Raw genomic sequence first — 15,839 nt, 5'->3', positions numbered from 1 at the left:
GAAAACACTGCGCAGACACACTAACGGCGCCCAGGCATAAGGCCAAATGCTTTTTTTGCGATTTCATCCAGAAGGCCGCTTAAAACCGCTCGCGACCGGCCAGCCGTTGCGACAACTCATCGAGCATTTTCTGCTCGCGCTTGTCCTCAAGTTGACGCGCTTCATCCTGGTAGCGCTGGATCAATTTACGCAGGCCTTCGAGGCGCGCATACCGCTGCTGCCAGGCCTGGCGAACCTTATCAACATTATTGCGATGCCAATCAAGGCTTTGCTGCTGCTGGGCAATCGCGGTTTCCAACTGGGAAAGAAAGCGCTGATAGTTAATCAGCCACTGCCCGGATACACCACGCTGACCTTCAGTCATCCATTGTTGCTGATAATCGGCGCGGTAGCGTTCAAGCTCACCCAGCTTGACCTCGGCCTGGCCCTGCAGCGCTTGAGCCCGCCCCAACTGCACAGCAGCTTCACGTTCGGCGCGCTCGGCCATTTCGACCACCGGCGCCAACTGTTGAGCGCGACGTTTACTCATGCTTGAGTATTATTTGGCGGAGTGAATGTGCTCGCAAGCTGGGCTGAACTGCTCGACAAACCCTCGCTCTCGTCCAGGCTCTGACGCAGAAAAGCCACCATTTGCGGGCGTTTGGCAATGGCCAGGTCGGTGTCCGCATCGCCACCCGGCACATAAGCGCCAACGCTGATCAGGTCGCGACTTTGCTGGTAGCGCGACCACAGCTGCTTGAACCGCTGGGCGTTCTGCAGATGCTCACGCGTCACCACTTGCGGCATCACCCGGCTCACCGAGGCTTCGATATCAATCGCCGGATAATGGCCCTCTTCGGCCAAGCGTCGACTCAAGACAATGTGCCCGTCGAGTACCCCCCGCGCGGCATCGGCAATGGGGTCCTGCTGATCGTCACCTTCGCTCAACACTGTGTAAAAAGCCGTGATTGAACCGCCACCTTCTTCGGCATTACCCGCACGCTCCACCAGCTTTGGCAATTTGGCGAAAACTGATGGTGGATATCCCTTGGTAGCTGGCGGCTCACCAATGGCCAGGGCAATTTCGCGCTGGGCCTGGGCAAAACGGGTCAGCGAATCCATCAGCAACAGGACATTCTTGCCCTTGTCACGAAAGTATTCGGCAATTCGTGTGCAATAGGTGGCAGCGCGCAAGCGCATCAAGGGGGCATCGTCAGCAGGCGAAGCCACCACGACCGAGCGCTTGATGCCCTCTTCACCGAGTATTTCCTCGATGAATTCCTTGACCTCGCGGCCCCGCTCGCCAATAAGCCCCACGACAATAATCTCGGCTTCGGTAAAACGCGTCATCATGCCCAACAGCACGCTTTTACCGACGCCTGTACCGGCAAATAGACCCAGACGCTGGCCTCGCCCCACAGTCAACAGGCCATTGATCGAACGAATGCCCACATCCAGCGGCAGGTCAATCGGATGACGCTTCATCGGGTTGATTTGCGGGCCGTCCATCGGCACCCAGTCTTCGGCCTTCATCCGCCCCTTGCCATCCAACGCGGCACCTGTGCCATCAAGCACCCGGCCGAGCATCGACATGCCCATCGGCAGGCGCCCGGTATCCGGCAAGGGCACCACACGCGCCCCCGGGGCTATGCCAGCCAGGCTGCCGACCGGCATCAGGAAGATCTTGCCGTTGGCAAACCCCATCACTTCGGCCTCGACCTGCAATGGATGATAGCTGCCCTCGTTGATGACCATGCAGCGACTGCCCAAGGAGGCACGCAAACCTTCGGCCTCAAGGGTTAAACCGACCACCCGCAGCAAACGTCCTTCGACCACGGGTGAGCTTGGCAACCTGATCGCCTCGCTGTAGCCACTCAAGCGCTTGGCAAAACTAACGCGCTCAAGTTTCACGTGTGGGGTTTTCCGCTGAACTCAGGGGAATATGCATATCGGCCTCAAGCGGATGTACCGCCTGTTCGCGCTGTTGTTCGAAGAGTTGCTTGAGCGACTGGGTGATACGCGTTTCAACGGTCGCATCGATGCGGCTGTTGGCACACTCCACCCGGCAACCGCCCGGAAGCAGTGACTCGTCCTCGAGAATCCGCCAGCTTTCCTCGTGGCGATCACGCAAGGTTTTGATGATGTCGTAATCCTGCGGATTAAGGTGAATCCGCACATTGTCATCGCCAATGGGTAATAACTTCAAAGCCTCTCGCAACACCTGGCGTATGTGGCTGGAGTCATGCGCCAACTCACGCTGGATCACCTCTCGGGTGATACGGCTGACCAGGTCGACCATGGCCGCCTCGATTTGCTGATCCTGCTCGGCAATGGGCTCGAACAACTGGCTCATCACCCGCTCAAGCCCTTCAAGCTTGCTGGCCAATGCGGCCTCGGCTTCCTGCTTGGCCTTGAGCTGCCCGGCATGGTAACCGTCACGTTCGCCGGTCAACAAACCCTCGTTGTAGGCTTCCTGGCGAATGGCCTCAAGCTCATCCAGCGTCAGAGGCTTGACGTCTTCCGGCGCCACCTCTTCGCTGTCGAGCTGCGCATCGGCAGGCGGCTCATCAGGCGCCTCGACTGCAAGCTCATTGGCGGTGTCTGGATGCTGGTCGAAACTCGGCAACGACCAGACATCGAGCGCATTGATATCGCCGGCGCGAATAAGCTCGCTCTGGACTTCTTTAGCCATAGTGGCTTACACCATTTCTTCGCCGCCCTTGCCACCAAGGACGATCTCCCCGGCTTCGGCCATGCGGCGGGCGATGGTGAGAATTTCTTTCTGTGCGGTCTCGACATCGCTGACGCGCACAGGCCCCTTGGCTTCAAGGTCGTCACGCAGCAACTCGGCCGCTCGCTTGGACATGTTCTTGAACACCTTTTCCTTGATCGCTTCGTCAGCGCCCTTGAGCGCCAGCACCAGCACATCGGAAGACACCTCGCGCAGCAGCGCCTGGATGCCACGATCATCAACATCAGCCAGGTTGTCAAAGACAAACATCAGGTCTTCGATCTGGGTCGACAGATCCTCGTCAACTTCACGAATCGAATCCATCAACTGCCCTTCAACAGAGCTGTCGAGGAAGTTCATGATATCCGCAGCGCGCTTGATGCCACCAAGGCTGGCGCGACTGGTATTGGAGTTCCCGGAGAACTGCTTCTCCAGGATCAGGTTCAATTCTTTCAAGGCCGCAGGCTGGACGGTGTTCAGCGAAGACACGCGCAGAACGATATCCAGACGGACTTTATGATCAAAGTGGCTCAGCACTTCACCGGCCTGGTCGGGGTCCAGGTAGGCCACGACAATGGCCTGGATCTGCGGATGCTCGTAACGAATCACGTCAGCCACCGCCCGCGGCTCCATCCACTTCAGGCTGTCGAGGCCGCTGGTGCTGCCGCCAAGCAAAATCCGGTCAATCAGGTTGCCTGCTTTATCTTCGCCAAGGGCCTGGGTCAGCATCTTGCGGATGTAGCCATCGGCACCCACGCCCAGGCTGGTCTGGTCGCCAACGATCTCGACGAACTCCCCCATCACCAATTCGACCTGGTCACGGTTGATATTGCGCATGCCAGCCATGGCCACGCCGACCTTCTGCACTTCCTTAGGGCCAAGGTGACGCAAGACCTGGGCCGCGTCGGTTTCACCCAATGACAGCAGCAGGATTGCAGCCTTCTCGACCTTATCTAACTTGGCGTTCGCGCGACCTTCACTCATCGTCGTTGATCCACTCTTTAACTACCTGAGCAACCCGGCCCGGATCTTCGGCAACCAGACTTTTAATTGCATTGAGCTGCGCGTCATAGCCTTCGCTCGGGCTAGGCAACAGGATGCTTTGCGGGCCGCCAAGGCTGACCCGATCTGCCGCCAGGCCACCGGCCATGTCGCCTAACTCTACATCGCCATCCGCGCCGCCGGCCACTGCCAATTCACGGCTCTTGCCACCGCCGGTGATGTTATTCAACACCGGACGCAACACACCGAACACCAACACCAGGATAAACAGCACGCCCAGCACTTGCTTGACCGTATCCCAGAACCACGGCTGGGTGTAGAACGGAATGTCGACAACCTCCTCGCCAGTAACCGCGGTAAACGGCGTATTGATGACGCTGACACTGTCACCACGGCTGGCATCGAAGCCAACAGAGTCCTGAACCAGTCGGGTAAAGCGTGCCAGCTCATCGCTGGTCCAGGGCACATGGGTGGTTTCGCCCGTTGCAGGATCAACCTTGATCTGATCATCAACCACTACAGCGACAGATAACCGGCGCAGGCGACCTTGTTGTTGCTTGGTGTGGCTGATCGAACGATCCAACTCATAGTTGCGCGTCGACTGCTCACGTTTATCAGTCGGGAACGGCGCCAGCATTGGCTGGCCTGTAGCCGGATCAATCACTTGCTGGCCATTGGCATCGAGCAGCGGTTGCCCCGCCGCGACCGGACCTGCAGGTGCTGCGGCAGCCGGCGCATTGGCTTGTTGCGGCGCATTGGTTGGCGTCGGCGGCTGATTGCTCAGCGCGCCCGGCACTCCTTGCGGCGGCAAGCTACTGCTGCGTTGCTCGTCGGTTTTCTGCTCGCTGCGCAGCGCGGGCTGGTCTGGATTGAACATCTCCGAAGTCGATTCAACAGCGCTGAAATCAACGTCGGCTGAGACTTCGGCCTTATAACGGCCTGAACCTAAAACCGGCTGCAGGATATTGTGCACACGCTGGGTCATCAGGCTTTCAAGGCGACGGCTGTAATCAAACTGCTTGCCTGCCATGGTCAGCGCCGAGTTTTCCTGCTGGTCGCTGAGCAGATTGCCCTTTTGATCGACCACCGTGACTTGCGATTTATCCAGTTCAGGTACGCTGGTGGCCACCAGATTGACGATCGCCATCACCTGGCTCGGCTCCAGCCCACGCCCCGGATAAAGCTCGACCAATACCGAGGCGCTCGGCTTGCGGTCATCGCGCACGAACACCGAGCTCTTCGGAATCGCCAGGTGCACGCGTGCGGCCTTGACATTATTGAGGCTCGAAACAGTGCGCGCCAACTCACCTTCGAGGCCGCGACGGTAGCGGGTGGCCTCCATGAACTGGCTGGTGCCAAGGCCTTGTTCCTGATCAAGGATTTCAAAGCCCATGGTCTTGTCGCTCGGCGCAACGCCTGCCGCCGCCAGACGCATGCGGGCACGGGCCATGTCCTCGGACTTGACCAGCAAGGCGCCAGAGTTTGGCTCGACGGTGTAAGCAATATCAGCCATCGACAGGGTTTCCATCACCTGTGATGCATCCATGCCGTCGAGGCTGCCATAAAGCGGACGATAGTCGGGCTGCTGTGACCACAAAACCACCGCAAAGCCAATCGCCACGCTTGCCGCCAAACCGACCATCAGGCCAACCTGGCGCAGCATGGTCATTTCCGAGAGATTTTCCAGAAATGCCAGGCCAAACAAGGGTTTCTTCGAGTCGCCAGAGGCGCCGGTGGTAGCCGGCATATTTGCCGAGAGAGCGTCAGCCATGAGTCAAATTCCGCCTTTAAACCGGCATCTGCATGATGTCTTGATACGCCTGAACCAGCTTGTTACGCACCTGGGTCATGGCCTGGAATGAAACGCTGGCTTTTTGCGAGGCGATCATCACGTCGGTCAGGTCAACACCGCTTTTACCCATCTCGAAGGCGGTAGCCAACTGAGTGGAAGCCTGCTGGGTTTCATTGACCTTGCCAACCGCCTGGCCAAGCATTTCGGAAAAGCTCGGCGCACCTGGTTCAGGTGTGGCTGATACAGGTTTTGGACGCGCCATGGCATCTGCCTGCATGGAACGCATTTCCAACATCAGTCGATTAAATTCAATGCCTTGGCTCATAACTTCCTCCACTGGCCGCTTTCTTTTTGACACTTCGCGGCGCTATACAGGGTTATTAGCAACAAGGATGCCAGTTAAGCGCTGATGGATAATTATTCTGATGCGATCGGATGATTGACGCTTTGCGCTGGCAAACACTCAAAGCACGGGTTATGTCCGGCGGACAAACTGCGCATTGTCGCACCCTACACTTCGCCGTAGGGTGGAAGACGCTACATCCTTCCACCAACAATCAGCGCCGATAATTTAGCCTGAGGTTCGATAGGCAAGCTGACGCTGCCGAGCCCTGTAGAGAAGGGCCTAGCTGGCGTAGAGATACGCCTCTACATCCATCCCGGCATCGCGCATTTGCGCCAGCTTGTAACGCAGGGTACGTGGGCTGATACCCAGGCGTTCAGCCGCTTCCTTGCGCCGTCCGCGCTCGGTTCGCAAGGTGTCGATAATCACCTGGAACTCACGACGACGAAGGTCTTCGCCCAAGGCTCCCGACTCTGGCGCCTCTACTTCTTCGATCACCACCTCGGTTGGCGCCACCGTCGGTTGAGCAGGCCTGGCGACAGGCGCCAAGGAGCTGGCGCCCACGGGTGCCGCCAGGCACAAGTCCTGGGGCTGGACCATACCGCCTTGCTGCAAAATCAGCGCGCGCTGCACAGCATTGTCCAGCTCGCGCACGTTGCCTGGCCAGGCATGGGCCAACAAGCTGGCCTGCGCCTGCGCAGAGAATCGTACAGGGGCGTGATTCATTTTCTTGACGTGCTTGGCCAGCAGTCGCTCGGCCAAAGGCACTATATCGGCCGGCCGGTCACGCAATGGCATCCAGGCCAGAGGGAAGACCGAAAGCCGGTAATACAAATCCTCGCGGAAGCGCCCGGCAGCAACATCGCCGGCCATGTCGCGGTTACTGGTGGCGAGCACGCGAATATCCAGTTCAATCGGCTTGCGCCCACCGACACGCTCGACCTCACGCTCCTGCAACACGCGCAACAACTTAGCCTGCAATGGCAAGGGCATTTCAGAAATTTCGTCGAGCAAGATAGTGCCGCCATTGGCCAGCTCAAACTTGCCCGGGGCACTGTTCACGGCGCCGGTGAAGGAGCCCTTCTCATGGCCAAACAGCGTGGCCTCAAGCATATTGTCTGGAATCGCTGCACAGTTGATCGCGATAAACGGTTTGTTCGCACGTGGCGATTGATCATGAATGTAGCGCGCCAGAACTTCCTTGCCTGTCCCCGACTCTCCCGTGATCAATACCGTGGAATCACTGCGCGCCACCCGCGCAGCCAGGTCGAGCAGTTGCACGCTTGCAGGTTCCACAGCAATGGGGCCTTGTTGCTCACCGCAGGCCACAAGACCACGCGCATGACGATCAACCAGCGCCAGCAGTGCCTTGGGTTCAAAGGGCTTGACCAGATAATCGGCGGCGCCTTGACGCATAGCATCGACGGCTCGCTCAACAGCACCAAAGGCGGTCATCAACAGCACCGGCATTTGCGGCAGACGCTGACGGATGGTGGCAAGCAATTGGTGGCCATCCATTCCCGGCATATTGACGTCACTGACCACCAGGCCAAATGGCTCTTGCTCCAGGGCCAGCAACGCGGCCTCGGCACAATCCACCGCGTGGTAATCGTGCCCGCCAATACTCAAGGTATCGGCAAGTGCCTCACGCAGCGCGCGGTCATCTTCGACCAATAGAATTTTAGCGGCCATGGCGGTTACTCCTGAACAATCATTTGCGCCGCGCTGATCAGCGGCAAAATCAATAACGCGCTGGTACCGCGCCCCGGTCTGGACAACAACTTCAGCTCGCCCTGATGGGCTTTAGCTACAGCCTTGACCACCGCAAGTCCCAATCCGGTACCCGTGGTTTTAGTGGTGAAGAAGGGTTCGCCGAGGCGCGCCAGAGTCGGCGCATCAATACCGGGACCGTCATCACTGATGCACAGCCGCAAACTGTTGTCGCGGCTGTATAGATGTATTTTCAAGCGTGCTTGACGACCTGAAGCCTGAATGGCGTTTTCCACCAGGTTCAGCGCCGTGCCCACCAAGGTGTCGCGATTACAAAGCAACTCACCGCTGTAGCTGTCGCACTGCCAACGCACCTGCATGCCTTGCACATGGGCTTCACCCGCTGCACGCAAGGCATTGAATAAAGCCTTTGGCGTGATTCGATCCGGCAAGGGCAAGTCGCCACGAGCGAATATCAGCATGTCGCGCACCTGATGCTCAAGCTCATGCAGGCGCTCCTTCAAGCGTCCGGCAAAACGCTGTTGCTGTTCGGCCGGCAATACCTGTTCAGTCAAGTGGCTGGCATAGAGCAGCGCGGCCGACAGCGGCGTACGAATCTGATGAGCCAGCGAAGCCACCATTCGGCCCAGGGCCGATAAACGTTCGTGGCGTGATAACTGATCCTGCAGGCGGCGGGTTTCGGTCAGGTCGGTGAGCAGCACCAACTGGCCAGGTTCGCCCTGCAGTGAACGCGTGGCAATCGCCAGGCGTCGACCATCCCTGAGCGAGACTTCATGACCATCGTCTTCCCGCGGGGCAAAACTGCGGGCGATCACTTCACGCCAGAGCATGCCGGCAAGGGGCTTGCCCAGCAGGTTACGCGCAACCGGATTGGCCTCGCGCACCACCCCCTGGCCATCGATAACGATCACGCCGCCCGGCAGCAGATCAAGCAAGCTTTGCAGGCGCAGTGCCAGACGTTCTTTCTCGGCCAGCTCCTGCATGCGTTGCGCACTGACCAACGCCAACTGTCCCTTGAGCTCAGTGACCCGTGACTCCAGCAAGCTGTAGGACTCGCTGAGCTGGTTGGACATCTGATTAAACATCTCAAATGCTTGCTGCAAACTCTCACGCCCCGCCTGCTCGGCCGGTTCAGTGGGCATTTGGTTGGTGTTTTCAGCAGTTTGGGCAGTGCTAGTCATTCTTCTATCTCGCGCAGCGTGCCGTCATAAGACAGTCGGTTGCATGAGTGTTAGCAATACCCGTGCCGAAAAAAATATCCTTTATTATCAAGCAGATAAAAAATAAGGCCGAAGCTAACGTCAAAGCTTCGGCCTTATTTAATGGGTTCGCGCCAAGGGAATGACTAATCTTTGTTAGTCGTCCATGCCCTCTTCATCGCGCCTGCTCATGTTGTACTTGCGCATTTTCTCAACCAGCGTTGTACGCCGGATACGCAAACGCTCGGCTGCGCGCGCAACAATGCCATTGGACTCATCAAGCGCCTGCTGGATCAGGCCCTGCTCAAGGCTGCCCAGGTAATCCTTGAGATCGATGCCTTCAGCCGGTAGCTGCGGTGCAGTTTCGGGGCCTGGCAAGCCGGCAAGAATGGCCGCCCGCTCCTCAAACTCGTCAAACATGGGCTCGTGCACGTGTTCGTCTTCATCATCCACATGGCGAAACTTCTTGGGCAGTTCACCCACGCCAATCACACCATAGGGATGCATGATTGCCATGCGCTCGACCAGGTTCGCCAGCTCGCGCACGTTGCCCGCCCAGTCGTGACGACACAGCGACATGATCGCTGCCGAATTGAAACGGATCGAACCGCGCTTTTCGTGCTCCATGCGCGAGATCAATTCGTTCATCAGCAGCGGAATGTCTTCAATGCGCTCACGCAGGGGCGCCATCTCGATGGGGAACACATTCAACCGGTAATACAGGTCTTCACGAAAGGTGCCTGCCTCGATCATGCTTTCCAGGTCTTTGTGGGTCGCGGCGATGATGCGCACATCGGCAATCTGGGTCTTGTTGCTCCCCACCCGCTCGAATGTGCGCTCTTGCAGCACGCGCAGCAGCTTGACCTGCATTGGCAGTGGCATGTCGCCAATTTCGTCAAGGAACAAGGTACCGCCGTTGGCCAGCTCAAAACGCCCTGCCCGGCTGGTTATCGCTCCGGTAAAGGCACCCTTGTCATGACCAAACAGCTCGCTCTCCAGCAACTCGGCAGGAATGGCACCGCAGTTGACCGGAACAAAGGGCCCTTCACGGCGCTTGGAATGGTAGTGCAGGTTACGCGCAACAACCTCCTTGCCGGTACCAGACTCGCCAAGTATCAACACACTGGCTTCGGTATCCGCCACTTGCTGCATCATCTGCCGCACTTGCTGGATGGCACGGCTGGTACCAACCAGGCTGCGAAACAGATTGGCTTCACGCTGGCGACCACGGGCACGCGCCTGATCGTACATTTCGCGATACACCTGAGCGCGGTGCAACGAATCAAGCAATTTGTTGTAGCTGGGCGGCATCTCAAGGCTGGCCAGCACGCTGCGACGAATATCCTCGGGCCAATCAGCATGAACCGTTGCGTCAATCAGCAACACCGGCAGGAACTCATCCCAGCTTACCAGTTGCTTGATTTGCTCCAGCAGCTCCCCACTGCTTTGCACATCGCCAAGCATGACGCACAACATCGCGCGACTCGACTCCAACTCGGCAACCGTGGTTTTCCACGAGGCGCTGTCACACGCCAGATGTTCCTCGCCTAAAAAATTTAAAATCACCGCAAGATCGCGGCGACGCTCAGTGTTGTCATCAATCAACAAAATTTTAGTTTCACGCCACATAGTTTTATTTCATGTCCGGGAGTGAAAAATCGGGCTGGATCACTATCTAAACAGCCAGCACTTAGCCATTAAGTTAAATCAATTAACCTGGCACATGTCAATTTTATGGCGTGTTTTATTTGCTCTGTCCGGCCAATGCCAATATCTGAGCTTGATCGCAAAAGAAGGGCCCAGGGCGCGTGAATACAGGCTCAAAGCGGCCTTGGATGCAAGGCCAAGGCGCTGGAAAACAGCCGCGCAGCTTGCATGGAGAAACCACAGCTTAGGAATCATCCGCGGTTGGGATGAGCAACAGCCAAGGGGGACTGACGCGATATCAGCCCCTCGGTAATACCTGGCGCAGTAGTTTTTCAGCTATTTCTTAGCCAAACAGCTGATAAACCTTGGCACCACTGTGCGCCTGGTTAAGCTGCACCAACTCACCTGCCAGGCGCTTTTGCTCGGACTGGCAGACGCTGACCAGCTCGCGGTACAAATCAAGCAGTTCGGTCATCCGCGAGCGCAAGGCCTCTTCGTCACCGGCGACATCAAGCATGGCTTCATCCACAGCCTCGCGACACTGCAGGTCGAGGTTGCCGATTGCAGCCCAGTCCTGGGTAGCCAAGGCGCTACGCAGTGCACTTCCGGTGTCTTGCAGGCGTTGTACTGATGAACTCATAACTTACTCCGAATGCCGGGTGACTCGCTGAAAAAGGTAGCGAACGACGATAGAACAAAGCGCAACGACCAACGGGAGTAACAGCCAAAGGCTGGCCCGAGGGCGCGCGCAGCGAGTCAAAAAATGCGAAAAAGCGACCGGGGGTCGCGCTCGACTTTAGTTGCCTAAACGAGCATTTGATTCGCGTTGCCCACCCCTTCGGGGCCGAACTGAAGTTCGTTCAGCCTAAAGGCTGTGAGCCGTTTTTTAACGTCGTGATATCGAGCGCAGTAGTTTTTCAGAAGTTCATTAACCGATCGCGTCCCAACCGGACTTAATATTACGCAACAGGCTCGCTACTTCTTCAAGCGGCTCAGCCTGGTTTTTCACATTGGCTTCAAACAAACGCGCCGACATGTACTCATAAAGACTGTCCAGGTTTGCTGCCAGTTCACCGCCTTGTTGCAGATCCAGACCGTCGCGCAAGCCACCCACGATACCGATGGCTTTACCAATGAGTTCACCCTTGAGGGCAAGCTGGCCACGCTCCATGGCGCCACGCGCCTGGGCGATACGGGTCAAGCCACCTTCCATGAGCATCTGGATCAAGCGGTGCGGGCTTGCATCAACAGCCTGGACCTGAGTGTTAACGGCTTGGTACTGCTTCATCGCTGCCATCGCGTACATTGTCGCTCTCGCTTATATCTGTGCCTGATGCTTAAGCTATCGGCGCAGCGGCAAGAAGCTTTAACGATTTCTGAGTGAAAAAATGCTTAAAAACCTTGGAAATAGCCGGGATCAAAAACGCTAATTTATCCACCATTGAGGGTGAACAACTCAATTGAAAACGCCGCAATAGAGCCGCTTGGCTTGAGCTTGCGCTCAACAGCCAAGGGCTAGACTCACGGTAGACAAGCTCAGGCGGTTTCGACTTCCGGGGCGATCGCATCCCAGGCCGATTTAATCTGGCCCAGCAAGGTTTCAACCTCGTCAATCGATCGCGGGGTTTTATCCAGCGCAACACCCGCCAGGCGGCGCGTCATGTAGTCGTAGAGTGAATCCAGGTTTTGCGCCAACTCTCCGCCCAGCTCCATATCCAGGCTACCCTGCAAGGCGCCTATGATGCTAAGCGTGCTGCTGACCGCTTCACCACGCACAGCCGGCTGGTTGTCAGCCTGGGCTTTGCGCGCCTTGCGCAGGCGCTCAATGGCGCCATCGAGCAACATCTGCACGGCGCGGTATTGGCTGACTTCCTGGCTGACGGCGACCTGCTTGTACATATCAATCGGCTGCTGACCCATGCCTTACTTATCCTTCTTGACGAAGCCCGGTAATGCTTCAAGCGATTGAGTCAAGCGATCGCTGGTCTGGTTGAGTTGGGTGACCAATGATTCCATTGCGTTAAATTGCTTGTACAGGCGTGTCTGCAGTGACTCGATTCGACGATTAAGGTCTTCTTTCTGGTTATCGATATCGGTCAAGGTTGATTGCAGGCCATCCATACGCTGCTCAAGCACACCGCCATTTTTGACAAAACCATCAACCTTGCTGTCCAGACGACCGGTTATGCCGGTATCTCCGGTGAAGAAGGTGCCTACAGAGTCAAAGTTGTCAGTCAACGCTGTCTTTAACTTGTCATCATCAATAGCCAGGGTGCCGTCTTTTTGTGTGGTGATGCCCATGTCGGAAAGCGTGCGAATACCGGTTTGATCTGCCGGATTCACCAGCTCGTTGCGAACAGAGCTGAGCAGGTTACGCACCGTGGCGTCACCGACCAAGCCTCCGACCACAGGCTCCTTGCCCTCGCCCACGCTGACCACACGGGTCAGCTCATTACTGGTGGTGATAAGCGTGTTATAGGCGTCGACGAATTTCTTGATATTCGCAGTAACACCAGAGGTGTCCTGACCAACCTTCACTGTCGCGGTCTTGCCGGCCTCGGTCACAGCCGCCAAGGAAAGCGTCACCTCGGGGATAGCATCAGTAACGGTATTGGTTTTGCTGTGCAGCACCAGGCCGTCAATACTGAACTCGGCATCGGCAGACTGGGTGATGAAACCTGCACTTGCTGGATCAGTACTGTTGAGGGCTTGGGTGCCGTCTGCATCAAGCGCAGATAAGTTACCCGTGCCACTGACAATAATGTCGTTGCCGGCGCCGGTGGTGGTTGAGCTAAAGACCAGGCGCGATTCTCCGGTGCTCGGATTATTGACGATGTTGGCACTGATGCCCTGCTCTTTAAGCGCAGCATTGAGCTGGTCGCGGGTGCTGGCAAGATCAGAACCTGCGGCAATCTTCACTTCGGTGACCGCACCGGAGCTGCCCAGTTGAACCGAGAATGTTTCCTCGCCAGCACCACTCTCAAAAGTACTGGCAACAGTGGCGCTGGCGACTTTACTTGAGGTCGCCAGGCTATTGACCACAACCGAATAGCTACCCGGCAGGGCATTCTTGGTGGCAGTAGCCGTGACTGAACTGGTATTCGACGAACTGGCAGTGCGGTTCTCGAACAACTTGATGTCGTTGAGCCCGGCCAAGGCCGTCTGGAACTCACTCAATGCGCCTTTGAGGGTTCCCAAGGCAGAAAACTTGGAAGTCGTGGCAGTTTCAAGGCGAGACAGCTGCGCAGTCTTCGGGGCTGAATCAGCATTCACCAGGGCGGTGACAATGCTGTCGATATCCAAACCGGAACCACCAAGACCTGATATACCTACCATGTTCTCCACCTCGTCATGGGTTTGACGCTAAATTATCTAGTGGCAAACCCTTACAAAAATCATGCCGCCTGCTCAGTTTGAAGCCATTGAGTACAGGTGCGGCCTTTCAGGCTTCAGCTTTGAACAGCAAGCTGCGTACGGCCTCAAGGCTTTCGGCAAGTCTGAGCGCATCTTCCGACGGAATCTGTCGGATAACATCACCGGAAGCCGAGTCGGTGACCTTGACCACGACACGGCCAGATGAGTCATCGACAGCAAAATTCAGGTCACGGCGAATAGACTGCACATAACCCTGAATGGATGAAGCCGCCTGTTCAACTGCTTGAGTTGCAGACTCAGGCTCCTGCTCGGTTAAGCGTTGCTCACTGACCGCAATGGGATCAGGCTGGACAGTTGCAGAGCGATTACCTGTGCCGACCACCGGAGCTTTCGCCCCGCTATTCACCAACGACAACGTATTGCTGATTGCTACGTCCATCGTTAAATCCTCTGAATGGCAAGACGGGGAGAAGCGCAAATGCACTTCCCCCCGCGATGTTTGCCTAACCTAAAACTTACTGCAGGAGGCTGAGAACAGCCTGTGGCAGCTGGTTAGCCTGGGCCAGAATCGCAGTACCGGCCTGTTGCAGCACCTGGTTCTTGCTCAGGTTTGCAGTTTCAGCAGCATAGTCGGTGTCCTGGATACGGCCTTTTGCAGCCGATACGTTCTCCGAGATGCTCTGCAGGTTGCTGATGGTGTTGTCGAAACGGTTCTGCACCGCACCGAGATCAGAACGCTGTGAGTCGATGAAAGCAATCGCAGCGTCAATCACGTCGATAGCGTTCTGAGCGCCGTAAGCAGTGCTCACATCGACGTCACCAACCTTTTCCAAGTTACCAGCAGACTCGCCAGTGATTTTTGCAGCAGCAGCTCCAGATAACGAGTAAGCAGCAGAAGAGCTTAGCTTAAGCGCACCGTTTGCAACTCCGGTACCAGCACCGATATCGGTAGCAGTTGACAGATCACCCGCGTTGTCGTTGTCGCTGTCTTCTGCTGAGCGCGACTGAACAGTGATATCGCCTGCTGCGGCAGCGGTGGTGCCATCTGCTTCTAAACCAGCGGCAGTGAACTTGATTGCAGCGCCACTATCAGAGCTGATTTCAAGGGTACCGTCACCATTCACTTTAGCTTGCAGGCCAGAACCACTGGAGTTAACTGCGCTCACCACCTGGTCAAAAGTTGTTAGACCGCTCAGATCAATGGTGGAGTCAACTTTGCTGGTATCAGTTCCAGAAACTTCGATTTTCAGGTCAAAGGTAGCAACGCTGGCAGCTTTGGTGAGTACTGCATCGGTACGGGCAGAGGCTTTGATCGGCGTACCCGCGCTGTTGATTTTGCTGGCAACTGATGCTGCAGTGTCGGTTGCAGTCAACGCTTCAACATCAGTTTGCTTACCGTTGGCCGAGATAGTCAGGGCACCGTTTACATCGGCAGCCGCTGCAGAAGAAATACCCAGTGCAGAACCTGCTTTATCAGAGGTGTAAGCACCGATGCTGCTTGCGCTGGCGTTGCCGATTGAAACGTTGATGGTTTCGTTGGCATTGGCACCGACCTGGAAAGCGGTTGCACCGAACGAGCCGTCGAGCAACTTACGACCACCGAAGGTGGTGGTGTCAGCGATACGGTTCAGTTCGTTTTGCAGTGCACCCACTTCTTTTTGCAGTGCAGAACGGTCGGTGGAGTCGTTGCTGCCGTTAGCGGCTTGCAGGGACAGGTCACGCATACGCTGCAGGATGTTGGTCGACTGCTGCAGTGCGCCTTCAGCGGTTTGCGCCAAGGAGATGCCGTCGTTAGCGTTACGTACTGCAACGCCCAGACCGCTGATCTGGCTGCCCAGACGGTTGGAGATCTGCAGGCCGGCGGCGTCGTCCTTGGCGGAGTTGATACGCGAACCGGTAGACAGACGCTGCAAGGAAGTGCTGAGCGCATTGGAAGACGAGTTCAGGTTGCGCTGAGTGTTCAGAGAAGCAACGTTGGTATTGACTGTAAGGGCCATGGTGTTTGCCTCCAATGGGCTAGTGTCTTAGGTATCTGGGTGT

The 15,839-nt window shown here is 56.8% G+C and carries 15 protein-coding genes; all 15 read right to left on the bottom strand.

Annotated features, from left to right (window positions below; genetic code table 11):
- Window positions 1–79: 79 nt before the first annotated feature.
- Entirely contained in the window at window positions 80–529 is a 450-nt protein-coding gene (fliJ, locus tag CHB79_RS21290) for a flagellar export protein FliJ (RefSeq protein ID WP_010482902.1), read from the bottom strand.
- The gene (gene fliI, locus CHB79_RS21285) at window positions 526–1,890 is read right to left on the bottom strand and encodes a flagellar protein export ATPase FliI (RefSeq protein ID WP_010482900.1); all 1,365 of its coding nucleotides are present in this window, start codon (window positions 1,888–1,890) and stop codon (window positions 526–528) included. The genes fliJ and fliI overlap by 4 nt, the downstream gene beginning before the upstream one ends.
- Window positions 1,880–2,671, bottom strand: coding sequence for a flagellar assembly protein FliH (fliH, locus tag CHB79_RS21280; protein WP_010482898.1), 792 nt, complete (start codon window positions 2,669–2,671; stop codon window positions 1,880–1,882). The genes fliI and fliH overlap by 11 nt, the downstream gene beginning before the upstream one ends.
- 6 nt (window positions 2,672–2,677) lie before the next feature.
- Window positions 2,678–3,694 (bottom strand): flagellar motor switch protein FliG, encoded by a 1,017-nt coding sequence (fliG, locus tag CHB79_RS21275; RefSeq protein ID WP_010482897.1) that lies wholly within the window; start codon window positions 3,692–3,694, stop codon window positions 2,678–2,680.
- Window positions 3,687–5,483, bottom strand: coding sequence for a flagellar basal-body MS-ring/collar protein FliF (fliF, locus tag CHB79_RS21270; protein WP_089361378.1), 1,797 nt, complete (start codon window positions 5,481–5,483; stop codon window positions 3,687–3,689). The genes fliG and fliF overlap by 8 nt, the downstream gene beginning before the upstream one ends.
- Before the next feature lie 16 nt (window positions 5,484–5,499).
- On the bottom strand, window positions 5,500–5,829 hold the full coding sequence (fliE, locus tag CHB79_RS21265; protein ID WP_089361377.1) for a flagellar hook-basal body complex protein FliE: 330 nt from the start codon (window positions 5,827–5,829) through the stop codon (window positions 5,500–5,502).
- A gap of 300 nt (window positions 5,830–6,129) precedes the next feature.
- The gene (locus CHB79_RS21260; RefSeq protein WP_089361376.1) at window positions 6,130–7,539 is read right to left on the bottom strand and encodes a sigma-54-dependent transcriptional regulator; all 1,410 of its coding nucleotides are present in this window, start codon (window positions 7,537–7,539) and stop codon (window positions 6,130–6,132) included.
- Between the two features lie 5 nt (window positions 7,540–7,544).
- Complete coding sequence (locus tag CHB79_RS21255) at window positions 7,545–8,759, bottom strand: sensor histidine kinase (protein ID WP_010482889.1); 1,215 nt, start codon at window positions 8,757–8,759, stop codon at window positions 7,545–7,547.
- Window positions 8,760–8,933: 174 nt separating this feature from the next.
- Complete coding sequence (locus CHB79_RS21250) at window positions 8,934–10,406, bottom strand: sigma-54 dependent transcriptional regulator (protein ID WP_010482887.1); 1,473 nt, start codon at window positions 10,404–10,406, stop codon at window positions 8,934–8,936.
- A 361-nt stretch (window positions 10,407–10,767) separates the two neighbouring features.
- On the bottom strand, window positions 10,768–11,064 hold the full coding sequence (gene fliT / locus CHB79_RS21245) for a flagellar protein FliT (RefSeq protein ID WP_010482885.1): 297 nt from the start codon (window positions 11,062–11,064) through the stop codon (window positions 10,768–10,770).
- Window positions 11,065–11,352: 288 nt separating this feature from the next.
- On the bottom strand, window positions 11,353–11,730 hold the full coding sequence (fliS, locus tag CHB79_RS21240; protein WP_010482883.1) for a flagellar export chaperone FliS: 378 nt from the start codon (window positions 11,728–11,730) through the stop codon (window positions 11,353–11,355).
- Between the two features lie 230 nt (window positions 11,731–11,960).
- The gene (fliS, locus tag CHB79_RS21235) at window positions 11,961–12,344 is read right to left on the bottom strand and encodes a flagellar export chaperone FliS (RefSeq protein ID WP_089361375.1); all 384 of its coding nucleotides are present in this window, start codon (window positions 12,342–12,344) and stop codon (window positions 11,961–11,963) included.
- Between the two features lie 3 nt (window positions 12,345–12,347).
- A complete protein-coding gene (gene fliD, locus CHB79_RS21230; RefSeq protein WP_089361374.1) occupies window positions 12,348–13,760 on the bottom strand; it encodes a flagellar filament capping protein FliD in 1,413 nt (470 codons plus the stop codon).
- 106 nt (window positions 13,761–13,866) lie between these two features.
- Window positions 13,867–14,238 carry a flagellar protein FlaG gene (locus tag CHB79_RS21225; protein ID WP_010482877.1) on the bottom strand — a complete coding sequence of 124 codons (372 nt, stop codon included), beginning with the start codon at window positions 14,236–14,238 and terminating at the stop codon, window positions 13,867–13,869.
- Window positions 14,239–14,314: 76 nt separating this feature from the next.
- Entirely contained in the window at window positions 14,315–15,796 is a 1,482-nt protein-coding gene (locus CHB79_RS21220) for a flagellin (protein WP_089361373.1), read from the bottom strand.
- Between the last annotated feature and the right edge of the window lie 43 nt (window positions 15,797–15,839).

Source organism: Pseudomonas segetis (genome assembly GCF_900188155.1).
In the GTDB taxonomy this organism is placed as follows: Bacteria; Pseudomonadota; Gammaproteobacteria; order Pseudomonadales; family Pseudomonadaceae; genus Aquipseudomonas; species Aquipseudomonas segetis.
Note: the sequence above shows the minus strand (reverse complement) of the source record. Positions and strands in the feature narration are given on the sequence as shown.